22 protein-coding genes are annotated in these 23,341 nt (G+C 67.4%); 14 read left to right on the forward strand and 8 right to left on the reverse strand.

Features of this window, described 5'->3' with window-relative positions:
• From KR541_RS31605 to KR541_RS31635, 7 genes are all read left to right on the forward strand, one after another.
• Positions 1-531 carry a serine O-acetyltransferase gene (locus KR541_RS31605; protein WP_050013649.1) on the forward strand — a complete coding sequence of 177 codons (531 nt, stop codon included), beginning with the start codon at positions 1-3 and terminating at the stop codon, positions 529-531.
• Positions 528-1,508 (forward strand): glycosyltransferase, encoded by a 981-nt coding sequence (locus KR541_RS31610; RefSeq protein WP_216090048.1) that lies wholly within the window; start codon positions 528-530, stop codon positions 1,506-1,508. The genes KR541_RS31605 and KR541_RS31610 overlap by 4 nt, the downstream gene beginning before the upstream one ends.
• A gap of 51 nt (positions 1,509-1,559) precedes the next feature.
• Positions 1,560-2,642: a glycosyltransferase gene (locus tag KR541_RS31615; RefSeq protein ID WP_050013558.1), complete on the forward strand. Its 1,083-nt coding sequence runs from the start codon at positions 1,560-1,562 to the stop codon at positions 2,640-2,642.
• A gap of 100 nt (positions 2,643-2,742) precedes the next feature.
• Entirely contained in the window at positions 2,743-3,588 is an 846-nt protein-coding gene (kdsA, locus tag KR541_RS31620; protein WP_050013557.1) for a 3-deoxy-8-phosphooctulonate synthase, read from the forward strand.
• 8 nt (positions 3,589-3,596) lie between these two features.
• Positions 3,597-4,136 (forward strand): KdsC family phosphatase, encoded by a 540-nt coding sequence (locus tag KR541_RS31625; protein WP_204384810.1) that lies wholly within the window; start codon positions 3,597-3,599, stop codon positions 4,134-4,136.
• Positions 4,120-4,926 carry a 3-deoxy-manno-octulosonate cytidylyltransferase gene (gene kdsB / locus KR541_RS31630; RefSeq protein WP_050013555.1) on the forward strand — a complete coding sequence of 269 codons (807 nt, stop codon included), beginning with the start codon at positions 4,120-4,122 and terminating at the stop codon, positions 4,924-4,926. Before KR541_RS31625 ends, kdsB begins: the two co-directional genes overlap by 17 nt.
• Positions 4,904-5,839, forward strand: a complete 936-nt coding sequence (locus tag KR541_RS31635; RefSeq protein WP_124630067.1) for a KpsF/GutQ family sugar-phosphate isomerase — start codon at positions 4,904-4,906, stop codon at positions 5,837-5,839. Before kdsB ends, KR541_RS31635 begins: the two co-directional genes overlap by 23 nt.
• Positions 5,840-5,862: 23 nt before the next feature.
• On the opposite strand, the gene KR541_RS31640 is transcribed toward KR541_RS31635, so the two are convergent.
• The 4 genes from KR541_RS31640 to galU all read right to left on the reverse strand — a co-directional run bounded on the left by KR541_RS31640 (position 5,863) and on the right by galU (position 10,076).
• Positions 5,863-6,999 (reverse strand): sialidase family protein, encoded by a 1,137-nt coding sequence (locus KR541_RS31640; RefSeq protein WP_252996723.1) that lies wholly within the window; start codon positions 6,997-6,999, stop codon positions 5,863-5,865.
• A 62-nt stretch (positions 7,000-7,061) separates the two neighbouring features.
• Positions 7,062-8,255: a hypothetical protein gene (locus tag KR541_RS31645; RefSeq protein WP_089490090.1), complete on the reverse strand. Its 1,194-nt coding sequence runs from the start codon at positions 8,253-8,255 to the stop codon at positions 7,062-7,064.
• Positions 8,256-8,580: 325 nt separating this feature from the next.
• Positions 8,581-9,168 (reverse strand): phosphatase PAP2 family protein, encoded by a 588-nt coding sequence (locus tag KR541_RS31650; RefSeq protein ID WP_050013551.1) that lies wholly within the window; start codon positions 9,166-9,168, stop codon positions 8,581-8,583.
• A 23-nt stretch (positions 9,169-9,191) separates the two neighbouring features.
• Positions 9,192-10,076, reverse strand: coding sequence for a UTP--glucose-1-phosphate uridylyltransferase GalU (gene galU / locus KR541_RS31655; RefSeq protein WP_050013550.1), 885 nt, complete (start codon positions 10,074-10,076; stop codon positions 9,192-9,194).
• A gap of 367 nt (positions 10,077-10,443) precedes the next feature.
• Between galU and KR541_RS31660 the strand changes: the two genes are divergently transcribed.
• Positions 10,444-10,677, forward strand: a complete 234-nt coding sequence (locus tag KR541_RS31660) for a flagellar transcriptional regulator FlhD (protein WP_050013549.1) — start codon at positions 10,444-10,446, stop codon at positions 10,675-10,677.
• Between the two features lie 148 nt (positions 10,678-10,825).
• On the opposite strand, the gene proP is transcribed toward KR541_RS31660, so the two are convergent.
• Positions 10,826-12,295: a glycine betaine/L-proline transporter ProP gene (proP, locus tag KR541_RS31665; protein ID WP_216090049.1), complete on the reverse strand. Its 1,470-nt coding sequence runs from the start codon at positions 12,293-12,295 to the stop codon at positions 10,826-10,828.
• A gap of 277 nt (positions 12,296-12,572) precedes the next feature.
• On the reverse strand, positions 12,573-13,601 hold the full coding sequence (locus KR541_RS31670) for a DNA topoisomerase IB (protein ID WP_089490088.1): 1,029 nt from the start codon (positions 13,599-13,601) through the stop codon (positions 12,573-12,575).
• Between the two features lie 373 nt (positions 13,602-13,974).
• Between KR541_RS31670 and KR541_RS31675 the strand changes: the two genes are divergently transcribed.
• Genes KR541_RS31675 through KR541_RS31695 form a run of 5 tightly spaced genes read left to right on the forward strand, consistent with a single transcriptional unit; the run spans position 13,975 to position 18,958 of the window.
• Positions 13,975-14,937 (forward strand): ABC transporter substrate-binding protein, encoded by a 963-nt coding sequence (locus KR541_RS31675; protein ID WP_006481192.1) that lies wholly within the window; start codon positions 13,975-13,977, stop codon positions 14,935-14,937.
• 60 nt (positions 14,938-14,997) lie between these two features.
• Positions 14,998-16,512, forward strand: coding sequence for a sugar ABC transporter ATP-binding protein (locus KR541_RS31680; protein WP_089490087.1), 1,515 nt, complete (start codon positions 14,998-15,000; stop codon positions 16,510-16,512).
• Positions 16,509-17,552, forward strand: a complete 1,044-nt coding sequence (locus tag KR541_RS31685; RefSeq protein ID WP_050013545.1) for an ABC transporter permease — start codon at positions 16,509-16,511, stop codon at positions 17,550-17,552. The genes KR541_RS31680 and KR541_RS31685 overlap by 4 nt, the downstream gene beginning before the upstream one ends.
• Positions 17,549-18,637, forward strand: coding sequence for a galactofuranose ABC transporter, permease protein YjfF (gene yjfF, locus KR541_RS31690; RefSeq protein ID WP_050013544.1), 1,089 nt, complete (start codon positions 17,549-17,551; stop codon positions 18,635-18,637). Before KR541_RS31685 ends, yjfF begins: the two co-directional genes overlap by 4 nt.
• 15 nt (positions 18,638-18,652) lie before the next feature.
• Entirely contained in the window at positions 18,653-18,958 is a 306-nt protein-coding gene (locus tag KR541_RS31695; RefSeq protein WP_235356196.1) for a hypothetical protein, read from the forward strand.
• 34 nt (positions 18,959-18,992) lie between these two features.
• Here KR541_RS31695 and KR541_RS31700 read toward each other — a convergent pair whose 3' ends face one another.
• Together KR541_RS31700 and KR541_RS31705 are read right to left on the reverse strand one after the other, a co-directional pair.
• Positions 18,993-21,344, reverse strand: coding sequence for a sensor histidine kinase (locus tag KR541_RS31700; RefSeq protein ID WP_204384755.1), 2,352 nt, complete (start codon positions 21,342-21,344; stop codon positions 18,993-18,995).
• The gene (locus KR541_RS31705; RefSeq protein ID WP_050013542.1) at positions 21,337-22,170 is read right to left on the reverse strand and encodes a response regulator transcription factor; all 834 of its coding nucleotides are present in this window, start codon (positions 22,168-22,170) and stop codon (positions 21,337-21,339) included. The genes KR541_RS31700 and KR541_RS31705 overlap by 8 nt, the downstream gene beginning before the upstream one ends.
• A gap of 603 nt (positions 22,171-22,773) precedes the next feature.
• Between KR541_RS31705 and KR541_RS31710 the strand changes: the two genes are divergently transcribed.
• Positions 22,774-23,229, forward strand: a complete 456-nt coding sequence (locus KR541_RS31710; RefSeq protein ID WP_160300511.1) for a hypothetical protein — start codon at positions 22,774-22,776, stop codon at positions 23,227-23,229.
• The last annotated feature ends 112 nt before the right edge of the window (positions 23,230-23,341 follow it).

The raw sequence follows: 23,341 nt of genomic DNA on the forward strand, positions 1-23,341 counted from the left end.
ATGACCGTCACGTTGAGACAGACCGCCGACGCGATCGCCGAAGATTGCCGCCGCAATGCGTTCGTGAAGACGCGCAGCGTGGTGATCTTCTACCGCATCGTGCACTACCTCGCGTGCCGGAACCGGTTCACGCTGCTGGCCGGCGCGCCGCTGATCCTGCTGTACATCGTGTTGTGCGACTGGCTGATGGGCATCGAGATTCCGGCGAAGACGAAGATCGGCAGGGGGCTCGCGATCTATCACGGCACCGGCCTCGTGATCAACGGATACGCGACGATCGGCGCGTACTGCACGCTGCGGCACGGCGTGACCGTCGGCAACACGATCCGGAAGGACGGCACGCTCGGCGGCGTGCCGACGATCGGCGATCACGTCGAGTTCGGCGCGCACAGCGTCGTGCTCGGCGAGGTTCGCATCGGCGACCGCGCGCGGATTGGCGCCGGGGCGGTCGTGCTGACCGACGTGCCCGACGGCGGCGTCGCGGTCGGTGTGCCGGCGCGCGTTGTCGACAACGGACAGGAATCGAAATGAAAGTGTTCATTCTGCATCCCGGCAAGGCGAACTATCCCGAGATCGCCGCCTACGGCCGTCGGCTGAGAGCGCACGGGTTCGAGGTGTTCGACGGCGATCTCGATGCGTATGTGCGCTTTCCGGACCGGGACGTCTGCATCCTGTGGTGCATCATGGGTTTCTATCGGGCATTGCCGCCCGCGCGGTTCGTGATTCACGACTATCGGTCGCTGTCGGTGGGCCGGCTCGCGGCCGTCAAGGACCGCGTGAAGCGCGTGTTGAACGTACGGCCCGATTTGCGCATCTTCCAGAACGCGCGGATGCGCGACGCGATGGCGTTTGGCGACGGCGTACGCGCGTTGCTGCTGCCGATGGGCGTGCCGGACTGGATCTTCGATCCGGTGGATGCCGGTGCCGGTGCCGACGTCGCGGCCGCGGGTGACGCCGATACCGTGCAAATGCCGTCCGGAAGGTTCTGCTATATCGGCGAGATGAGCCGAGAACGCGGCTTTCACAAGGTGCTCGCCGCCTACCGCGACGCGCGGCGCGACGCAGCGGACACGCTCGTGCTGGTCGGCCATCCGGAGCCCGAAATCCGCGCGGCTTTCGCCGACACGCCGGGCATCCGCTTCGTCGGCCGCGTACCGCAACGCGACGCGCTGCGGATCGTGCGCGACAGCGAATACGCGGTGTGCTTCTTTCCGTATCACCGACCGCATTGCTTCCAGACGCCGACGAAGCTGCTCGAATACGCGTCGCTCGGAAAAAAGATCGTCTGCAACGACGCGCCGTCGAACGTACGCACCGCGAAAGAACTCGGTATCCCGTGTCACGTCACCGGCGCGGCGATCTTCGACGAAGTGTTTCCGTTGTCGCGGATCCGTGTGCGTCGTCCCGATCCGGCTGCGATGAAGTCGCTCGAATGGGGGCGCGTAATCGAAGGGTCCGGCGTGCTCGCGTATATCGATGCGGTCGCGGGGCGCGGCCCGCGTGTTTGACGGTCGTTCGGCGTCGGTGCGCGACGGCTCATTTTTCATGGAACGGACCCGATGAAAATCGTCCACATAGTCGAATCCAGCGCGACGGGCACGTTGTCGATGGTGTGCCTGATTGCCAATCGCTTCGCTCGCGAAGGGCACGACGTGCACGTCGTCTATTCGGTGCGGCCCGATACGCCGCCGGGTCTGGCCGCGATGTTCGACGCGAGGGTGTCGTTGCGCCACCTTCAGATGAAAGGCGCGGGCCTGTTGCAGACCGTGATGCGCCTGCGCGCGACACTCAACGGGATCGGCCCGGACGTCGTGCACATGCATTCGTCGTTTGCCGGTTTTTTAGGGCGGCTGTCGACGCTGTTTGCGTTGCCGAAGGCGGCGTTCTTCTACAGTCCGCACTGCATTTCTTTCATGCGTCGCGACATCTCGCGCGTGAAGCGCCTGGCGTTCGTCGGCCTGGAGAGAATCGCGTGCGTGCGGAAGTGCCTTTACGTCGCGTGCTCGGAGAGTGAAGGTCGGGCGATTCGCACCTGGCTTCGTCAGCCGGTGGTGGTGGTCGAGAATGCGGTGGTCGAGGCTGCGTCGACCGCGCATTCGGGCGACGCCGCGCGGCCCGCGGACGGTCCCGCCTATGTGGTGACGGTCGGCGGCATCCGCGCGCAAAAGAATCCGGGCCTGTTCGCGCAGATCGCGTACGGCATGCGCGCGCGCGGTACGCGTTTCGTCTGGATCGGCGACGGCGACGATGGTGCGAAGGCGGAACTGGCGAAGGCCGGCGTCGAAGTGACCGGATGGCTGTCGCGCGACGAGGTCGAGCGTCGGCTCGGATGCGCGGACGTGTACCTGTCGACCTCGTCGTGGGAAGGGATGCCGGTGTCGGTGATCGAGGCGATGCTGGCCGGCCGACCCGTCGTCGTGTCCGACTGTGCGGGCAACGTCGATGTCGTCCGTCATTTGCAGACCGGCGTGATCTATGCGACGGCAGCCGACGCGGCCGCGTGGCTGCAGCGCCTCGCTGGCGACGTTGCATTGCGGTCAGAACTGGGCCGGCGGGCGAACCGCGAGGCGCGGCAGCGTTTCGGCGAGGAACGCCTGTTCGGCGAGCTTGCGCCGCTCTATGCGACGAGCGGGGAGCGCTGACGTCGGCAAACAGCGGCGGTCGACCTCCGCGTTTCGCGCGGCGGCGGTCGCGGCCGCAGCACGACGCGAACACCATCGTCCTCATTTCGTGGAGATCCATATGAATGTAACCATCACGCCGGACGTCACGGTCGGCAACGACCTGCCGTTCGTCCTCTTCGGCGGCCTCAACGTGCTCGAAAGCCTCGGGCTCACGCTCGACGTCTGCGGCACGTTCGTCGAGGTCACGCGCCGCCTCGGCATTCCGCTGGTGTTCAAGGCGTCCTTCGACAAGGCCAACCGTTCGTCGATCCACTCGTATCGCGGCGTGGGGTTCGACGTGGGGCTGCGGATCCTGGACGAAGTCAGGCACCGGTTCGGTGTGCCCGTGATCACGGACGTGCATGAGGTGTGGCAGGTCGGGCCGGTCTCGCAGGTCGTCGACGTCCTGCAGATACCGGCATTCCTCGCGCGCCAGACCGATCTCGTGGTCGCGATCGCGCAGACCGGCAACGTGGTCAATATCAAGAAGCCGCAGTTCATGAGCCCGACGCAGATCGAGCACGTCGTATCGAAATGCCGCGAGGCCGGCAACGATCGCGTGATCCTGTGCGAGCGCGGTTCCTCGTTCGGCTACGACAATCTCGTCGTCGACATGCTCGGTTTTCGCCAGATGCGCGATGCGACGGGCGACTGCCCGGTGATCTTCGACGTCACACACAGCCTGCAGATGCGCGATCCGCACGGCGCCGCGTCGGGCGGCCGGCGGCGTCAGGTACTCGATCTCGCGCGCGCCGGGATGGCGGTCGGGCTGGCCGGGCTGTTCCTCGAAGCGCATCCGGATCCCGACCACGCGCGTTGCGACGGCCCGAGTGCGCTGCCGCTCGCGTTGCTCGACGCGTTCCTGCAGCAGACGAAGGCGGTGGACGATCTGGTCAAGCGGCTCGCGCCGCTCGATATCCGGTGAGCGGCGCGATGTATCGCGGGCCCGTGCGCCTGGTGCTGTTCGACGTCGACGGCGTGTTGACGGACGGCCTGCTCCACGTGACGGCCGACGGCGAGTTCATGAAGAGCTTTCATGCGCACGACGGCGTCGCGGTCGCACTGCTGCGCGCGCACGGGATTCGCGTCGGCATCCTGTCGGGCAAGCATAGCGGCGCGCTGGCGTGGCGGGCGGCCCAGCTCGGCGTCGACGTGCTGGTGACCGGCTGCGACGACAAGGCCGCCGGTTATGCGGACATCAAGGCGCGGCAACGGATGGGCGACCCCGAAATCGCGTACGTCGGCGACGACGTGAACGATCTCGCGGTCATCGAACGCGTCGGCGTGTCGTATGCGCCGGCCGACGCGCATCCGCTCGTCCGCGCACGCGTCGATCATGTCGTACGCACGGTCGGAGGCCGCGGCGTGGCGCGCGAGGTGGCCGAGCATCTGCTGACCGGCGCCGGGCTGTCGCTCGACGACGCGTACCGGCCGTTGTTCGACGCATGGAGCAGCCATGACGTCATTCAATAACGGGCGGCCGGTGCACGTCGTGATTCCGGCACGATACGGCTCGACGCGACTGCCGGGAAAGCCGCTCGTCGATCTGGACGGCGAACCGATGATCGTCCGCGTGCACGCGCGCGTGAGCCGTGCGCTGCCCGATACCGACATCGTCGTCGCGATCGACGATCCGCGTATCGCCGACGTGCTCGCCGCGCGCGGCATCCGTTTCGCGATGACCGACGCCGGGCATGAGTCCGGCACCGATCGCGCGGCGGAAGTCGCGCGTGCGTTCGGCTGGCGCGACACCGATGCCGTGCTCAACGTACAGGGCGACGAACCGCTCGTGCCCACGGCGCTGCTGCGGGCATTCGCCGGCTTCTGCAGCGCGGCGCCGGACTTCGGTGTCGCGACGGTGGCCTGCCCGGTCGGCGACACCGCGTTGCTCGACGAGCCGGGCATCGTCAAGCTCGTCGTCGACGGCCGCGGCCGTGCGCTGTATTTCTCGCGCGCGGCGATTCCATTCTGCCGCGACGGCCGGCCCGCGCAAACGAGCGGTCCGAACGGCGGCGGTTTTCTGCGGCACATCGGCCTCTACGGCTACGCGAATACGGCGTTGCAGTCGCTGGCGGCCGCGGCGCCGTGCGAGCTCGAACGATTGGAGCGGCTCGAGCAGTTGCGGGTGCTCTGGCTCGGCATGCCGATCGACGTGATGCAATGGCCCGATGCGCCGCCGGCCGGCATCGATACGCCCGACGACGTCGCGCGCGTCGTCTCCCTTCTCAAACGGCAAACTGATGATGCGACAGAACCATATTGAATCCGCCCGGCAGGTCTTCGAGATCGAATCGCGGGCGTTGGCCAGCGTGGCCGCGCGGCTCGACGCGAACTTCGACGGTGCGATCGAGATCATGCTCGGCTCGCGCGGGCGGGTCGTCGTGTGCGGGATGGGCAAGTCCGGGATCGTCGGCAGGAAGATCGCCGCGACGCTGTCGAGCACCGGCACGCCCGGCTTCTTCATGCATCCGGGCGAGGCTTATCACGGCGATCTGGGGATGGTGACGCCGGACGACACGTTTCTCGCGATTTCGAATTCCGGGGAAACGGACGAGGTGATCAAGCTGATCCCGTTCTTGCGCAGCAACGGCAACGACCTGATCGCGCTGACCGGCGATCCTGCGTCGACCCTCGCACGCGCCGCGCGGGTCCATCTCGACGTCGGCGTCGAACGCGAGGCGTGCCCGCTGCAACTCGCGCCGACCGCGTCGACGACGGCCACGCTCGCGATGGGCGATGCGCTGGCGGTCACGCTGATGCGGGCGCGCGGCTTCCAGCCGGAGCACTTCGCACGCTTCCACCCGGGCGGCTCGCTCGGCCGCCGGCTGCTGTCCACGGTCGACGACGAAATGGCGCGCCGAGACCTGCCGATCGTGACGGAAGACATGTCGACGCTCGACGTGCTGGACGCGATGACGCGCGGGCGTCTCGGGCTCGCGATCGTGAAGCGCGACACGGGTTGGGGCATCGTGACCGACGGCGACATCCGCCGCGCGATCGAGCGGTATGGCGACGGCGTATTGCGGCGCACGGCAGCCGACATGATGTCGATCGAGCCCTGTACGGTACGGCCGGGTACGCGGGTCGAGGATGCGCTGCTGCTGATGCAGACGCAGCGCATCGGCGCGTTGCTGGTGGTCGACGGCAGCGACGTCGTCGGCGTGTTCAAGAAATAGACGGGCGGCGGCCTCGGCCGGGGCTACTGCAACTCTTGTGTCAGCGCAGTGGATGCGGCGTTGTCGCGGAACCGGCGTACGCGCAGGAACGTGATGAAATTCGAGTCGTGCTGGCTGGCCGCGCCGCCTTCCGGGTCGTCGAACGCGACGCGGAGCACGGCAACGAGATCGCTGCCGTCGAATTGCCAGTCGACGTACTGGAAGCCGTGCCGCTTCTTGTCCGCGTGTTGCAGCAGGATGCGCCGCGCGGTCCACCGCCGCAGATCGGGGGACGACAGCAGCACCAGCGTGTTGCGCACGCGCTCGAGGTTCATCGGCCCGACGCTCTTCGGCACTGCATTCGTGATCGTCCAGTATTGCTTCGACTGGGGATCGAAGCGGATCGTGAACTTCTTGCCCGCGCCGGGCAGGTCGACGAAATCGCGCGTCGGGTCGAACGACAGCGTTCGGCCGTCGTCGCTCGTCGTCACCAATGCGGCTTTCTCCGGGCCGTTCTCCGTATTCACGCGCAGCATGACGACGGGCGCGGCGCCTTGCCTGCCGACGACATTGCCTTCTTCCCACGACTGGAATGTGCCGTCGAGCCAGCGTTTGTCCGACGGCAGATGCGCGGACATGCGCCAGTTGCGCGCGTCGAGCAGATCGCGGTCGACGGGGGCGGACAGCACCGTCGCGCGCAGGTCGGCGCCGTCGACGCTTTCATACGCGCGCCAGACGCGCCCGCGATCGACGAGCACCGGAACCGGCCCGGTGATGAAACGCCCGGAATACGGCAGCAGACCGGTGGACGCATCGACCGGCGTGGTCCACGACGCACCGCCGTCGTCGGAGCGGCGAATCGACGGTGTGCCCATCGAGCGGTTGGTGCCCATCAGATACAGCGCGCCGTTCAGCACGAACAGCGACGACCAGTACTGGTCCGGCACGTCCGCGAGCCGCGACCAGGTCGCGCCCTTGTCGTGCGACGCGAACACGGACACGCGGTTCTGTGCCGCTGCGGCGCCGAACGTGTCGAAGCTCGCGACATAGTCGCCGTTCGGCAGCAGGGCGAGCGACGGGGAGCCGAGATACACGCGCGTGGCGGCCGGACTGTGCGCGATGACTTCGCCGGGCGGCGCGGGTACGGAGTCGGCGTTCGCTGCCGTCATCGCGCAGGTCATGCACAGCGCCGCGATAAGCAATCGTTTCAACGTGCGAAACGTCGACGCATGTCGGAGTGATGTCATGTCGGATGCGCGACGGGCTCGTCGCCGGACAGGTTGGGAAGCGGGCGGACGACCGCGCGCCGCCGCGGCGCATCCTGGTCGGCCAGCACGACGAACAGCAGAATGGTGAGCCAGAGCATGCCATACAGCACGTGATATTTGAACAGCAGGATCGGCAGCAGATAGAGCAGATACTTGCGTCGACCCTTGCGGCGAAACAGCATGACCAGCGTACCGAAGAACACGATGAAACCGGCGACGCCCGCGGCGAATACGAGGTAGATGTAGAACGAGCTGTCGCGCACCTGATAGCCGCGCAGATGCGTCTTGCCGACGTTGTTGCGCTCGTCCCAGAAGAGGCCGTCGCCGAACGCGCCCGCGACGACGTCGCGCTCGGTCAGCTCGGTCAGCACGAGCGTACGGCTGCCGACCGCATCGTAGTCGACGGACTGGTTCACCCGCTGGTCGTACACGCTGTAAAGCCAGGGCACGCAGGCGAGCGCGACGACGACGACGGCGATCCGGGTCCGCAGCCGACCGCGCCCGATGAGTACGTGCAGCCCGCACAACGCGGCGCACACGGCCATCGACGCGACCGAGAAGCTGAGCAGCGCCGTCGCGAACCCGACCGCGGGCGCGAGCGTCATGCGCCGCTGCGACAGCAGCAGGACCACCGCGCTCGGCACGACCGTCATCGCGTAAAACGACGGCTCGGAATACAGGCCGAGCGCACGAATCGAAATCAGGCTGTCGGTCAGCGCCTTGGTGGCGTAGAGCGCTTCGGAGTCGGCTTCGCGCACGTAGCTGTCGAAATCGATGAAGGTACCGGTGCCGAGGTAATAGACGAGCTGAAACGTGAAGAACGCGGCGTGGACGTAGATGAGCATCCGGCATGCGGTGTCGAGCGTATCCCGCGTGAGCACGCCGCCGGCAAACATCCAGTAGCACAGCGCGATATACGTCTGGATCAGCATGAACTTGACGTAGAAGTTCACGTAGAAGTCGCCAAACGCGGACAGAACGAACGCGATGCTGATGCTGATCAGCCAGTATGCGCAGACCGGAAACAGGTGACGCTGCCGGTTCATCAGCGTCGGCGCGCGAAGAAAGGCGAGCGCGCAGAGCAGGAAATAGGCGGCGAAGGTTGCCCGTACGCTGAATGCGTTGAGGGAGAAGAACAGTACGCTGGCTGAAAAGAGCAAGGTCGACATGCGTGCGCCCGATCGGAGACTCCGGATTCGCCACGCGCCGGCCGTTCCGGCGCCGTACGGCGAGGTGCGTCGCGACGCGGGCAAGGTGCCTGTCGGGCAGGGCTCGCTTGCTCGCCGGTTCGCACGAGGAATACGGGGTCGTCGTTCGGGACGACTCGATTCCGGCGATCAAGCATAGGCGGTCGGACGAGCGGGCGAGCGGCGTTGTCCGATCCGGGCGGCATTCCGTCTTTTTCCGGCGGGGTCGACGAAGCGGTCTGCGCGCGCCGGCGCTGGCGAGGGGCAGCGCCGGCCATCGCACGCCGCGTCGTCCGACCCGCGCCCGTCAGGGCCGCAGCGCGAACCGCCCGCACAAAAACGGCGAATAGTTGTCGATCGCCGCCTGAATCGGCGCGTGTCGACCATAGGCGACGGCCGACACGGCCAATAGCGACCCGGCGACGAGCGCGCGATACCGCGCATCGACACGCGGTGCGCCATGCCGCCGCACGAACGCCAGCGCGACGGCCGAGCCGACGAGCCAGCCGGCGACGACTTCCGCCGGCGTGTGCGCGTCGTCGAACACGCGCGCCACGCCGATCAGCGCGCCGAGCGCGAGCCCGAGCGACAGCGACGTGTTCGCCCGCCATGACGTTCCGCTGCTCAGTGCCAGCACGCATGTCATCGGCCAGACCGCCGATGCGAGCATCGTATGTCCGCTGATCACGCGGAAATCGATCGCGCGGATCTGGACCCCGCAGCCGGCGTACAGCATCTTCGTGGCGCCGACCAGCGCCATGCCGGCCGCGAGCATTAGCGCCCACGACGCCGCGTAACGTCGCCCGGTCGCCGAGCACGTCAACCAGCCGATGCACACGAGCGCAAGCGGCAACGTCATCGCCGCGTCGCCGAGATCGCTGATGGCCGTCCACATGACCGGGTGCGTCGTGTGGCCGGTCAGGCGGCCAGCAGCGTCGACATGCGCGCGGCCAGATAGCTTTCGAAGTCCGCGGCCACCTCCGGGTGCCGCAGCGCGAACTCGACCGTCGCCTTCAGATACCCGAGCTTGCTGCCGCAATCGAAGCGCGTGCCGTCGTAGCGATGGGCGAGCACCTGTTCGTCCGTCAGCAGCGACTGGATCGCGTCCGTCAGTTGCAGTTCGCCGCCGGCCCCCGGCCGCAGCGCGCGCAGATGCTCGAACACCTTCGGCTTCAACACGTAACGCCCCACCACGCCGAAATTCGACGGCGCGTTCGCCGGCGCCGGCTTCTCGACGATGCCGGACACCTTGAACAGGTTGTCCTCCCAGCGCTTGCCGTCGATCACGCCGTACGACGTCGATGCCTCGGGCGCGATTTCCTCCACGCCGATCACCGACGCGTGATAGTGATCGAACACGTCGATCATCTGGCGCAACACGGGCGTCGGACCGTCGAGCAGGTCGTCCGCGAGGATCACGGCGAACGGCTGGTCGCCGACCAGCTTCTCCGCGCACAGCACGGCATGGCCGAGCCCCAGTGCTTCGGCCTGGCGAACGTAGAAGCAGTCCACGTGGTTCGGCTTGATGCTGCGAACCAGCGACAGCAGCTTTTCCTTGCCGCGCGCCTCGAGCTCGGCTTCGATCTCGTAGGATTTGTCGAAGTGGTCTTCGATCGCGCGCTTGCTGCGGCCGGTCACGAAAATCATTTCGGTGATGCCGGCGTCGATCGCTTCCTCGACCGCATATTGAATCAGCGGCTTGTCCACGACCGGCAGCATTTCCTTCGGGCTGGCCTTGGTCGCCGGTAGAAATCGCGTGCCGAGACCGGCGACCGGAAAGACGGCTTTCGTCACTTTCAACATGGTTTTCGGATTCCACTCGTTCGGGTTCAGGCATCGACGATGCCGATAGAGGGCGACGATGCGCGAATGCCATCGTCGTTGGCACGGTACCGTGCGCGCTCGCGCAACCGGCCCCGCGCGCCGTCCGAAAATCGTAGGGGTGTTCCGCTTTCCGGGGGTGACCGAATCTAGGCCGAATCCGACAGCGACGCATGGCGAATCGCGAATCATCGCTTTGCAAGCGGCGATTTCGCGTATGTCGGATCAGACCTGGGAATTGTCCGCATGATGCGCGTCGCCTGACATAGATTCAGGGATTCATTACTGCACGGCCGGTCGCGGCGCCGCGCGCGGCCCCGCAAGACCCGCCGTCGGCTCAGGAGCGGTCATGACCGAACAGGGCGATATCTTCGATGCAATCGCGGAATTCAATCGCGCGTATCTCGTGCTGGCCCAACGCATACTGCGTGTCCACTACGAGCAGGGCAAGCGGCAATTGGGCATCTCGGATGAAAGTGCCGCAACGATCGTCGCGCTGACGGCCGATCAGATCGACGAACTCGCGGTCGGCGGCGAACTTGTCTGCGAATTTCGCGCCGAAAACGCGCCGGGGCGCGCGTGATCCATCGTCCGGTTTTCGCGCATGGGCGTCCGACCCACGTCCGCGAAGCGGAGGCGTCGTGGCAAGCCCGTTGCCCATTCGAACGATCGCGCGAACGGCGACGCCCGCGCAAGCCGCGCGGCGTCGCATCGGCCCGCAGAGGCCCGCGTTACGCGCGCTCGCTGATCGCCGTGAACTTGCGGTCGCGCACCCGCGCTTCGTCGGCGCCGCCGTGCACGAGGCTCAACGCTTCCGCGCGGCTCGCGACGCACGGCCCGGAGCCCGGCAGCGGCTGGCGCGCGGTTTCGCGCAGCGCGAGCACCGACACGATGCCGATGAACGACGCGCCCATCAGGTAGTACGCGGGCATCATCAGGTCGCCGGTGCGATCGACCAGCCACGCGGTGACGAGCGGCGTCGTGCCGCCGAACAGCGACACCGACACGTTGAAACCGATCGCGAGCGCGCCGTAGCGGATCCGCGTCGGGAAGAGGGCAGGCAGCGCCGACGGCATCACGCCCGTGAACGTCGACAGCAGGATCCCGTAGATCAGCATCCCGCCGAAGATCGGCAGCATGCCGCCGGTGCGGATCAGCATCAGCGCCGGCACCGACAGCGCGAGCAGGCCCACGCAGCCGGCCATCATCACCGGCTTGCGGCCGATCTTGTCGGACAGGTGCCCGGCGTACAGCGTCATCGGCATCATCAGCACCATCACGAGCAGCACCATGAAGAGGCCGTGCGATTCGCGCACGTGCAGCGTCGCCGACAGGTAGCTCGGCAGGTACGACAGCGCCATGTAGTCGGTCACGTTGAAGATCAGCACGAGGCCGACGCATTGCAGCAGCGGCTTCCACTGTTCGACGAGCAGCGTCGCGAAGCGCTGCTTCGGCCGCGCGCGCTCGTCCGCTTCGCGTGCTTCGGCCTCCTTCTGGAAGGCCGGCGTTTCCTCGAGCTTGAGCCGCACGTAGAGGCCCACGAGGCCGAGCGGGCCGGCGATGAAGAACGGCACGCGCCAGCCCCATGACAGCAGCGCTTCCTGCGACAGCGTGGCCGTCAGCAGCGCGACCGTGGCCGCGCCGAGCGTATAGCCGATCAGCGTGCCGAACTCGAGGAAGCTGCCCATGAAGCCGCGACGCTTGTCGGTCGAGAACTCGGCGATGAAGGTCGCCGCGCCGCCGTATTCGCCGCCGGTCGAGAAGCCCTGCACGAGGCGGGCGACGAGCAGCAGGATCGGCGCCAGGATGCCGATCGACGCATAACTCGGGATCAGGCCGATCGCGAAGGTGCCGACGGCCATCATGATCATCGTCGCGGCGAGCACGCGCTGGCGGCCGATGCGGTCGCCGAGCGGACCGAACACCATGCCGCCGAGCGGACGCACGAGGAACGCGGCCGCGAACGTGCCGAAGGTCGCGAGCAACTGCGCGGACGGGCTGCTCGACGGGAAGAACACCTTGCCGAGCGTGACGGCGATATAGCTGTAGACGCCGAAGTCGAACCATTCCATCGCATTGCCGAACGCCATCGCGCCGACCGCGCGCTTGAGGACGGCCGGGTCGACGATCGTGATGTCATCCAGCTTGATGGACTGGCGCGAAGACCGGGTTTTCGCGGGGCGCGCTTGCGATGAACTCAATGATCTCTCCTGGAATGGCCTTGGCGGCGCGGCCGGCGGGAATGCAGCGGGGGCGTGCGGGCCGACGGACAGCGAAGGCGGATGTCTCGGGGATGCCTCGATGCCGGTGGCGTGACGCGCGCGGCGGACGACACCGGGCAGGTGTGTTGTGCGAACCAGTTTAGAGAAACGGGCGCGAGCGGCTATCGGTCATGCGCCCGGAACCCGGTGGTAAACGACACGCGGGGAAGAAGCGATGCCGATCGCGCCCCGATGGGCGCAGGCGCGGCGTGGACGGTCATCTCGCCGGGCGCCGGCTCGCGGAGACCAGCAACGCGACGAATGCCGCTTCGTCCGCGCGCAGGCCGCGCGGCGTACGCCGGACCGCGAGCGCGGCGAGCGTGCCCGCCTCGAACGCGTCGAGTACAGCCGGATGGATGTAGCAGCGCCGGCACACGGCCGGCGTGTTGCGCAGCAGGTCGGCCACCGCGCGCACGGTCTCGACGATCTGCTTGCGCGCATGCGTGACGCCGCGATGCTCGATGCGCCGCAGCAATCCGAGCGCGTGCACGCTGCCGGCCCAGGTCCGGTAATCCTTCGCGGTGAAATCGGCGCCGCCGGCCTCGCGCAGGTAGTCGTTCACGTCGGACGACCCGACCGGATGGCGTACGCCGTCGTCGTCCACATACTGGAACAGCTCGTGCCCGGGCAACTCCGCGCAGCGCCGGACGATCCGCGCGACCCGCGCGTCGTCGACCGTCACGTCGTGCTCGATCCCGCTCTTGCCGGCAAAGCGCAGCCGCACCTGGCCGGGCTGGATCTTCAAATGGCGCTTGCGCAGCGTCGTCAGCCCGTACGAGCCGTTTTCGCGCGCATATTCCGCGTTGCCGATCCGCGCGAGCGTCGTATCGAGCAAGCGGACGATCGTCGCGACGACCTTGTCGCGCGGCATACCCGGCAGCGCCAGATCGCGCGCGACGCGGGCGCGGATGCGCGGCAGCGCCCGCGCGAACGCGGCCATCCGCGCGTACTTGTTCGCATCGCGGGTTTCCCGCCATTGCGGGTGATAGCGGTACTGCTTGCGGCCGCGCGCGTCGCGGCCCGTCGCCTGCAAGTGGCCGAGCGGGTCGGCGCAGATCCACACGTCGGTGTACGCGGGCGGGATCGCGAGCGCGTCGATGCGGGCGATTTCCGCGGCATCGCGAATCCGCATGCCGTCCGGCCCGTAGTACGCGAAGCCGTTGCGCAGCCGGCGGCGCGTGTAGCCGGGCTGGCGGTCGTCGACATGGCGCAGCGCCGCGACGGCGCTCGAAGCGGGCCGCTTCATGTCGCGACGCGCCGGCCGGCGGCGGCGGTGCGCGGCGACCCGCGCTCACGGGCAGCGATCATGCTTGTCTCCTTGGGTTCGCGTGAAGGGCGCTCGCCTGGCATGGGGTGCGAACAGCCATTGCGACGGAGCAAGAACCGTGCGCCGCCGCGCCCGGCCTCGCTCGCGTGGTTAGGTGTTTATACGCATGCCGATTCCGACATCGCCCCAATCCAATATTTCATTGGAAGGTTATCGGACTTGTTCCTAAACTGATGCGGGGTCTGTATACCGCGCCGGCACGACACGCCGGCCGGGGCAGCCCGATCCGCGCCAGCGCCACGCAGAAACACAACAGCGCCGCGGCACACAACGACATCATCGGAGACGGACCATGACATTCATCAGGAAGCTCGCGGCCGGCGCGATCGTCGCCGCGGCGACGGTGCTGGCAGGCGGCGCGCACGCGCAGCAAAAGCCGATCACGCTCGGGTTCTCGCAGGTCGGCGCGGAAAGCGCGTGGCGCACCGCGAACACCGTATCGGTGAAGGGCGCGGCGAAGGACGCCGGCATCAACCTGAAGTTTTCCGACGCACAGCAGAAACAGGAGAACCAGATTCGCGCGATCCGCTCGTTCATCGCGCAGAAGGTCGACGTGATCGCGTTCTCGCCGGTCGTCGAATCGGGCTGGGAGCCGGTGCTGACCGAAGCGAAGGCCGCGCATATCCCGGTGATCCTGACCGACCGCGGCGTCGACGTGAAGGACCCGTCGCTGTACGTGACGATGATCGGCTCCGACTTCCTCGAGGAAGGGCGGCGCGCCGGCCACTGGCTCGAAGAGCGCTACAAGAACGATGCGGGCCCGATCAATATCGTCGAGCTGCAGGGCACGGTCGGCTCCGCGCCGGCCAACGACCGCCGCGCGGGCCTGCTCGAAGTGATCAAGAACAATCCGAAATTCAAGGTCATCGCATCGCAGAGCGGCGACTTCACGCTCGCCGGCGGCAAGCAGGTGATGGAAGCGTTCGCGAAGACCTACGGCAAGCAGATCAACGTCGTCTACGCGCACAACGACGACATGGCGCTCGGCGCGATCCAGGCGATGGAAGAGGCCGGCATCAAGCCCGGCAAGGACGTCAGCGTCGTGTCGTTCGACGCGACCAAGGGCGGCTTTCAGGCGATGGTCGCGGGCAAGATCAACGTCGACGTCGAATGCAGCCCGCTGCTCGGCCCGCAACTGATGACCGCGGTGAAGGACGTGGTCGCCGGCAAGCAGTTGCCCAAGCGCATCGTGACCAACGAGACGGTGTTCCCGATGAACGTCGCGGCGCAGGTGCTGCCGACCCGCAAGTACTGACCTGTCCGCCCGGGCGGCGGCCTCGCGGCCGCCGTCCGGCGACGCTTCGAGGGAGGATGCATGCAGAGTCCGCCGGTGGTCGAGATGATCGGCATCGACAAGTCGTTTCCGGGCGTCAGCGCGCTGCAGCGCGTGGACTTCCGGCTGTTTCCGGGCGAGATCCACGCGCTGATGGGCCAGAACGGCGCGGGCAAGTCGACGCTGATCAACGTGCTCACCGGCGTGCATGCGCACGATGCGGGCGAGATTCGCGTCGGCGGCGCGCCGGTGAATTTCACCGCGCCGCGCGAGGCGGAGGCGGCCGGGATCCAGACGCTGTATCAGGAAGTGAACCTCTGCGCGAACCTGTCGGTCGCGGAGAACATCTTCGCGGGCCGGCAGCCGATGCGGCGCGGTGCGATCGACTGGAAGACGATCCACGCACGGGCGCGCGACGCGCTCGCCGAACTCGATCTCGCGCTCGACGTCACGCGTTCGCTCGATTCGTATCCGATCGCGGTGCAGCAGATGGTCGCGATCGCGCGGGCGGTGTCGGTCGACGCGCGCGTGCTGATTCTCGACGAACCGACGTCGAGCCTCGACGACGGCGAGGTCGCGCGGCTGTTCGACGTGCTGCGCCGGCTGAAGGCGTCGGGTATCGCGATCCTGTTCGTCACGCATTTTCTCGAGCAGACCTATGCGGTGTCCGACCGGATCACCGTAATGCGCAACGGCGAGCGCGAAGGCGAGTACCTCGCGCGCGACCTGCCGGTCGACGTGCTGGTCGCGAAGATGACCGGCCGCGAGCGCATGTCCGACACGTTGCAGGCCGGCGCCGCCGCGGTCGAGCGTACCGCCGCGGCCGATGCGCCGTTCCTGTCGATGCAGCAGGTCGGCCGTCGCGGGATGATGAGCGCGCTCGATCTCGACGTGCGCCCCGGCGAGATCGTCGGGCTGGCCGGACTGCTCGGCTCGGGCCGCACCGAGACCGCGCAACTGGCGTTCGCCGCCGCGCGCCCCGATACCGGCGCGATCGAGATCGACGGCGCGCGCAAGCGGCTCGCGTCGCCGCACGACGCGGTGCGCAACGGGATCGCGTACTGCCCGGAGGATCGCAAGAAGGAGGGTATCGTCGCCGCACTGTCGATCCGCGAGAACATCGTGCTCGCGCTGCAGGCGCGGCGCGGCTGGTGGCGGCTGATCGGTCGGGCGCGCCAGCGCGAGATCGCGGACACGTATATCGCGCGGCTCGGCATCAAGGCGCGCGACGCGGAACAGCCGATCGGACTGCTGTCGGGCGGCAACCAGCAGAAGGTGCTGCTCGCGCGCTGGCTCGCGACGGACCCGAAGCTGCTGATTCTCGACGAGCCGACGCGCGGCATCGACGTCGCCGCGAAGTTCGACATCATGGAGCGCGTGCTCGCGCTGTGCGCGCAGGGGCTTGCGATCCTGTTCATCTCGTCGGAGATCGGCGAGGTCGTGCGCGTGAGCCACCGGATCGCGGTGCTGCGCGACCGGCGCAAGGTCGCGGAGCTGAGCGGCGCCGATGCGTCCGAGGAACAGGTTTACCGGTTGATCGCAGGAGGCCAGTCATGACGTGGCTACGCACGCTGTTTCGTCATTCGCTCGCGTGGCCGGTGCTGACGCTCGTGCTGCTGTTCGCGCTGGACGTCGCGCATCGTCCCGGTTTCCTGTCGATCGCGCTGCTCGACGGCCATCTGTTCGGCGCGCCGATCGACATCCTGAATCGCGCGGCGCCGCTCGTGATCGTGTCGCTCGGCATGACGCTCGTGATCGCGACGCGCGGGATCGACATCTCGGTCGGCGCGATCGTCGCGATCGCCGGCGCGGCGGCCGCGACCGTGCTGGAGGCGGACCCGTCGCAAGTCGGCACGGCGCTGGTCGCCGCGCTCGGCGTCGGGCTGCTGGCCGGCGCGTGGAACGGGCTGCTCGTCGCCTTCGTCGGGATGCAGCCGATCATCGCGACGCTGATCCTGATGGTGGCCGGGCGCGGCATCGCGCAACTGCTGACGGGCGGCCAGATCATCCCGATCGGCGCGCCCGGCTACCTCGCACTCGGCGGCGGCTATCTCGCGACCGTGCCGTGCGCGGTGTGGATCGCGCTGGCGACGATCGGCGCGATCGCGCTGCTGGTGAACCGCACGGCGCTCGGGCTGTTCATTCGCGCGATCGGCGTGAATCCGGTCGCGACGCGGCTCGTCGGGCTGCGCTCGGGTGCGATCGTGTTCGGCGTGTATCTGTGCTCGGGCGTGATGTCCGCGCTCGCGGGCATCCTCGCGAGCTCGAACGTGCGCAGCGCCGACGGCAACAACGCGGGGCTGCTGCTCGAACTCGACGCGATCCTCGCGGTCACGCTCGGTGGCACGTCGCTGCTCGGCGGCCGCTTCAGCCTCGCGGGCTCGGTGCTCGGCGCGCTGATCATCCAGACGCTCACCTACACGACCTATTCGATCGGCGTGCCGCCGGAGGCGACGCTCGTCGTCAAGGCGGTCGTCGTGATCGTCGTGACGCTGATCCAGTCGGACGCGGCGCGCGCGCTGCTCGTGCGGCATGCGTCGCGGCTGCTGCCTTCCGCGCGATCGCGCGCCACCACCACCGGAGCGACGCCGCGATGACCCGTTTTCTTGGCCGCCTCGCCGATCCGCGCACGCTGCCGATCGTCGTGACGATCGTGCTGTTCGCCGCGCTGTTCGGCTTCGGGTCCGTGATGTACACGGGCTTTTTCTCGATGCAGGTATTGACCGGCCTGCTCGTCGACAATGCGTTCCTGCTGATCGTCGCGATCGGGATGACGTTCGTGATCGTGTCGGGCGGCATCGACCTGTCGGTCGGCTCGGTCGTTGCGCTGACAACGATCTTCTGCGCGGTCGGCGCCGAACGGCTGCACTGGCCCGTGTGGGTGATCGTGCCGCTGGTGCTCGCGTTCGGCGCGCTGTACGGCGCGGCGATGGGCGCGCTGATCCACTACTTCAAGCTGCAGCCGTTCATCGTCACGCTCGCCGGGATGTTTCTCGCGCGCGGCGCGTGCTTCCTGATCACGACGCAGTCGATCACGATCAATGCGCCGGCGTTCCATGCGATCGCGGGCATCAGCGTGCCGCTCGGCAGCGGCATGCTGAGCGCCGGTGCGCTGATCGCGCTCGCGACGCTCGCCGTCGCGATCTACGTCGCGCATTTCACGCGCTTCGGCCGCAACGTGTATGCGGTCGGCGGCAACGAACGCTCGGCGCTGCTGATGGGCTTGCCGGTCGCGCGCACGAAGGTCGGCGTCTATGCGCTGAGCGGCTTCTGTTCGGCGCTCGGCGGCGTGGTGTTCACGCTCTACGTGCTGTCGGGCTACGGGCTGCAGGCGCAGGGGATGGAGCTTGACGCGATCGCCGCGACCGTGATCGGCGGCACGCTGCTGACGGGCGGCGTGGGCTACGTGATCGGCTCGGTGTTCGGCGTCGGCATCCTCGGCACGATCCAGGTGCTGATCACGTTCGACGGCACGCTGAGTTCGTGGTGGACGCGGATCGTGATCGGCGCGCTGCTGTGCGTGTTCTGCGTGCTGCAGCGGGTCATCGAGCGGCACGCGACGCGGCGCCGCACCGGCGGCACGGGGCTCGGCGCGCGGCGGCCGACGCAGGCTGCCGCGCCCGCGCGGCCGGCGCCGCCCAAGGAGGACATCGGGCTGGTATCGACGATGCGGCGATCGTAGTGCGACCGACTACCCTTGCGCGAGGAGAACACGATGAAGCGCGATGATCTGACGACGGGCATGGCCGATGCGCTGGCCGTCGAGCATGGCCGTCGGCCGCTGCTCGACCTGGGCGACGCGCGCGACTGCCGGATCGTGGCCGACGCGCTGCGGGTGCTGCTGCGCGAGCGCTCGGAAGCGCTGGCGTTCGCGATGCGCGTGGCCGACGAGCATGGCCGGCCGCGCCCGGATGCCGGCGAATTCGGCTTGACCGACATCATTCGGCTGGCCCGCGTGGTCGAGCGGGCCGATCGGCGGCGCGCGGGAATCGCGGTGGAGTGACGCGCGCGGCGGCATGCCGCCTGCGTCCGCGCCGTCACGCCGGCCCGGTCGTGTCCGCCTCGGTGTCGAACGACGTATCCGCGACGCGCGTGCGTTTCAGCGAGCCGGCCAGTCTTTCGATCGCCGGCAAGTCCAGCGCATCGAGGTGCGCGCGCACTTCCTGCGCGAACGGCGCATGGTCCGGCTCGTCCGCATACTGGCCGAGCCATTCCTCGATATCGGTCAGCCGGCCCTCGCCGGCGAGCGCGATCAGCTCGGCGAGCGCGTCGGCGGGCGGGCAGCGCATCGCGGGCGCGGCGCTGGCCGGTTCCGCTTCGACGGCGGGATCGAACCGCCTGACGAGCCCCGACGCCGGCGCGAGCGCATGGCCGAGGGCCGGCGCGACGACCGCGAACGAGAACGTCGTGCCGACGCCCGGCTGGCTCGCGACGGCCAGCTCGCCGCCCATCGCGGCGACGATGCGCTGCGCGATGAACAGGCCGAGCCCGGTGCCGCCGTTCACCGCCTGCACCTGCTGGTACGCGCGGAAGATGTCATCGGTCGCGCCGATGTCGATGCCGATGCCCGTATCGGCGACCTCGAACAGCAGGCGCCATGCATCGCCTTCGCGCGACGCGTGAACCGACAGCGCGACCGTGCCGTCGCGCGTGAATTTCGATGCGTTCGACAGCAGGTTCAGCAATACCTGTTGCAGGCGAATGCCGTCGATCCGCACCGTGCGCGGCAGCGCCGTGACCGGCCGATAGACGAACCGGTTGTGCTGCTGCTCGCACAGCGCGGCCGCGTAGTGGCCGATGTCGTCCAGCAGCCCGGGCAGGTCGGTGCGATCGGGCGCGACGCCGAGCGGCTGGAGTTCGGCCTTCGTGAACGCGAGCAATTCGTCGATCAACGCGAGCTGATAGCGGATGCTGCGGTCGATCGACCGGATCAGCCGCTCCTGCCCGCGCGTCGCGCCTTGCAGCAGCAGCTTCGCGTAACCGTTGATCGTCGACAGCGGCGCGCGCAGGTCGTGGCTGACATAGCCGAGCGTCTCGATCTTCTGCTGCATGTGCGTCTTCGATTGCTGCAACGCTTCGTTGAGCGCCACCGTGCGCCGCGCGACCTCGTCGCGCAGCCGGTCCTGCTCGGTGAGCTGCCAGTGTTCGAGCCGCTTGCGTGCCTCGGTGCGCTGCCGGCCCACGTGGTGGATCCACGCGGCCAGCACCAGCAGGTGCGTCGCCAGCCCGATGATCGCGATGACGGGGTTCGGAAAGACGTCGGAGTGGATCCATGACAGCACGGACGGCAACGCATCCCGGCCGTCGAGTATGCGGATCAGCATGTTGAAGGTCGCGAACCCGACCGCGATCAGCATCACGCGGGCCGTCGGGGTGCGCCGGATCACGAGCATCAGTGCGAGACTGATGTTGACGAGCGCGAGCACGGTGTTCAGCCACAGGCAGAACCGGGCGAAGGTCGCCAGATCGCCGAACGCCGCACCGATTATCCCCGCGCATTCGAGCGCGAGAAACACCATGTACACCGCGCGCATCGGGATGTTCGCCTTCTCGCGATGCGAGACCATCAGGATGAAGGCGATGAAGCACGCAACGGACAGGTACACGAAGATCGTTTCGCCGCGCGTCGACCACTCGCGCGCGCCGGGCAACAGGAGCATCGCGAGATAGCCGCGGTACGCCGCTTCGAACAGCGCGGTGTTCAGGGTGAGCGCGGCCAGCACGTGAAACACGCCGCTGCGCGAGAAGAAGCCGATCAGCAGCGCACACCAGACGAGAGCGAGCAGCCCGCCGAAGAATCCGAAGTTCCACATCGACGCGTGCAATTCCTGCGCGATCCACGCGTCGCGGGTGAACGCGACCGGCGCAAGCCGCATTTCCTTGCGCGACGTGATGCGGATCAGCACGGGGAGTCGTTCGCCCGCGCGCAGCGTGACGTCGAGGGTCGGGTAGCGCGCCGGCGCACCGCTCGCGTCGCCGCGGTCGGTCGGGAAGCTGCGCTCGAGCATCCATTGGCCGTGCCGGTCGACATAGAAGTCGGCGCGATCGACGCGCGCGTCGCGAATCGCGAGCACCAGCGGGCGCGTCTCGCTGTCGCGGTTGACCAGCGTCGCGCGAACCCACCACGCCGAGCGCGAAAACGACACGTTGAACGCGGTCGCGGTTGTCGGGGCCGCGCGTCGCGACGGCTCGGCGAGCTGCGCGGCTACCTCGGCGGCGGACATCGTCGCGCCGGCGTCTTCGAACACCGATACGGCTTCGAGTTGCGCGGGATTCGGCGCCGTTGCGGCACGGGCCGTGGCGTACGTGACGCACGTGGCGGCCAGCGCCGCCAGAAGCAGGAGCGCCGCGCGACAACCCGCCGCCCATGCCGCGCCGCGCCTACGCATCGCCGTGGCGCCCGCCCGGTGCGGCCGGCGCGTCGAGCGCGTGGCGCTGGCGTCGCCAGTCGGACGGCGTGATGCCGAAGCGCTCGCGAAACGCCGTCGCGAAATTGCCGGGCGTGGAGAAGCCGATTTCCTCCGCGATGTCGCCGATCCCCATCGACGTTTCCGACAGGAAGTGCATCGCGGCGCGCAGCCGCGTGTCGCGCAGATACTCGAACACGGTCTGGCCGAGATGATCGCGGAACACGCGCGACAGCCGCTTTTCGTGCGTGCCGACCTGTTTGGCGAGATCCTCCAGCGCCGGCGGATGGCGCAGGTCGCGCAGCAGCACGTCGCTCGCCGCGCGCACGAGGGCCGCGTCGGGACTGTCGGGCAGTTCGGGCAGGTGCGCGAACGGCTGGCTGCGCCGCACGCGCTTCAGGTGATTGCGGATGCGCGCGATGACTTCCGCGGGTTCGAACGGTTTGACGATGTAGTCGAGCGCCCCCGTTTCGAGCCCCGCGATGCGATCGTCGAGATCGCCCGCGGCCGTCAGGATGATCACCGGAATGGACTGCGTCGACGGCGTCGACGCCAGCAGCCGGCTCGCGGCGAAACCGTCCATGCGCGGCATGCGCACGTCCATCAGGATCAGGTCGGGCGCGATGGCCTGTGCGCGATGGTAGGCCTGCAACCCGTCGAACGCGACGCTGATCCGGCATTGCGCGGCGCGCAGGATTTCCGTCAACAGCCGCAGGTCGTTCGGGCGATCGTCGACGATCAGAATATGTGCGCCAGCGAGATCCGGCGTGGTGCGAGGCGGCGCCGGACTGGGCAAGCGGGATGGCATGGTTGCGAACGCGTTGGAAGGGAGGGGGGCCGATCAGATCGTCAACATCGTTATCTGGACGATTGTTGCAAAAAATTATATGCCGACAATAGCGCCGGTGGCGGGATTCCGTGCGGCGCGTGTGGGCTTGTCGCACGGCGTCGCGAGTATGCGGCGGTGTCGTCCGTTTTCCGGGAAAAGGGCAGGGAAAATATGCCGAGTCGACTTCGTTGATTTCGGTCTTTATTTCCGATTATATGATTGTCGAAGTTGAAATGGCCCGAATCATGAATTCGCACTCGCATTATCGAAAATTCGATGGCGATGTGTAATGACGTTCGCTAAATCATGAATCGTTCGATTAATTTCCGGCCGATTCGGGATCGATACTGCGTTGTCGTGAAAATCGGGTTGCCTTCCAATATGTATGAATGTAAATGCAGTCCGCTCTGGAAAAGGGTTTGTCCGCCGCAGAAAAGGTTTTTTTGAGGGAATGTCGGCAAACTAGCCCTGACGCGGCTGGAATCGGTTCTTTCACGGACGTCGGCTGCTGTAAAGATTGCGGTTGTCATCGCCGTCCGGGCATCCAGTATTCAACGTTTCATTGAAGAATGGCATTCCCGCATGATGGGACGAGGCAGCGAAAATAATGGGCACGAGGTAATGAAAACGTCATCATTCGCGCCATCGCTCGATGTGAAAGGCGAGTCGCGAAGCGGTGGGGTTTTCCGGGTGTTTGAGGCATCGGGCAACAAGAAATCGTCAAACAAATTCGATCGATTAATTCGATGCCGGGGTCGTTCGGCGCGTGGCCGGTTGTTCGGGGAAATCCGGAACGGCCGTCGCCGGTCGGACGAAAAAGGGGTGGGCGACTTCGCGTCGGCGGCCGGGCGGTTCGACCGAGCCGGCGGCCACGCGCGGCGCTCTTCGAATCAGGCGGATACGAACAATATGAATACGACAAGCATGGCAGGTCAGCGCACCGGGTCGATCGATCCGGTGCCGGCTGTCAGCGTCAGCGATCCGGCGGCGCATGCTTCAGATCCGGGGACGGCACGGCGCCTTACGCCACCTGAATGAAACACGACGGGCCACCCGCGGCGCGGGTCGGTATCCGTTCGTCCAGCGTCCGAGCGACGCATTTCCAGTGAGAGTCGAAGTCGCCTTCCGTTTGGCGCGACGGTGTACGCAC

It is taken from the genome of Burkholderia sola, from assembly GCF_905400185.1.
In the GTDB taxonomy this organism is placed as follows: Bacteria; Pseudomonadota; Gammaproteobacteria; order Burkholderiales; family Burkholderiaceae; genus Burkholderia; species Burkholderia sola.

Coding starts and splice junctions, on each gene's coding strand:
- KR541_RS31605 (WP_050013649.1), top strand. CDS start 1: ATGACCGTCACGTTGAGACAGACCGCCGACGCGATCGCCGAAGATTGC.
- kdsB (WP_050013555.1), top strand. CDS start 4,120: ATGACGTCATTCAATAACGGGCGGCCGGTGCACGTCGTGATTCCGGCA.
- KR541_RS31700 (WP_204384755.1), bottom strand. CDS start 21,344: ATGCGTAGGCGCGGCGCGGCATGGGCGGCGGGTTGTCGCGCGGCGCTC.
- KR541_RS31705 (WP_050013542.1), bottom strand. CDS start 22,170: ATGCCATCCCGCTTGCCCAGTCCGGCGCCGCCTCGCACCACGCCGGAT.
- KR541_RS31635 (WP_124630067.1), top strand. CDS start 4,904: ATGATGCGACAGAACCATATTGAATCCGCCCGGCAGGTCTTCGAGATC.
- KR541_RS31685 (WP_050013545.1), top strand. CDS start 16,509: ATGACGTGGCTACGCACGCTGTTTCGTCATTCGCTCGCGTGGCCGGTG.
- KR541_RS31670 (WP_089490088.1), bottom strand. CDS start 13,601: ATGAAGCGGCCCGCTTCGAGCGCCGTCGCGGCGCTGCGCCATGTCGAC.
- KR541_RS31610 (WP_216090048.1), top strand. CDS start 528: ATGAAAGTGTTCATTCTGCATCCCGGCAAGGCGAACTATCCCGAGATC.
- KR541_RS31680 (WP_089490087.1), top strand. CDS start 14,998: ATGCAGAGTCCGCCGGTGGTCGAGATGATCGGCATCGACAAGTCGTTT.
- KR541_RS31675 (WP_006481192.1), top strand. CDS start 13,975: ATGACATTCATCAGGAAGCTCGCGGCCGGCGCGATCGTCGCCGCGGCG.
- yjfF (WP_050013544.1), top strand. CDS start 17,549: ATGACCCGTTTTCTTGGCCGCCTCGCCGATCCGCGCACGCTGCCGATC.
- galU (WP_050013550.1), bottom strand. CDS start 10,076: ATGTTGAAAGTGACGAAAGCCGTCTTTCCGGTCGCCGGTCTCGGCACG.
- KR541_RS31660 (WP_050013549.1), top strand. CDS start 10,444: ATGACCGAACAGGGCGATATCTTCGATGCAATCGCGGAATTCAATCGC.
- KR541_RS31625 (WP_204384810.1), top strand. CDS start 3,597: ATGTATCGCGGGCCCGTGCGCCTGGTGCTGTTCGACGTCGACGGCGTG.
- KR541_RS31650 (WP_050013551.1), bottom strand. CDS start 9,168: ATGTGGACGGCCATCAGCGATCTCGGCGACGCGGCGATGACGTTGCCG.
- kdsA (WP_050013557.1), top strand. CDS start 2,743: ATGAATGTAACCATCACGCCGGACGTCACGGTCGGCAACGACCTGCCG.
- KR541_RS31645 (WP_089490090.1), bottom strand. CDS start 8,255: ATGTCGACCTTGCTCTTTTCAGCCAGCGTACTGTTCTTCTCCCTCAAC.
- KR541_RS31640 (WP_252996723.1), bottom strand. CDS start 6,999: ATGACCTGCGCGATGACGGCAGCGAACGCCGACTCCGTACCCGCGCCG.
- KR541_RS31615 (WP_050013558.1), top strand. CDS start 1,560: ATGAAAATCGTCCACATAGTCGAATCCAGCGCGACGGGCACGTTGTCG.
- KR541_RS31710 (WP_160300511.1), top strand. CDS start 22,774: ATGATGGGACGAGGCAGCGAAAATAATGGGCACGAGGTAATGAAAACG.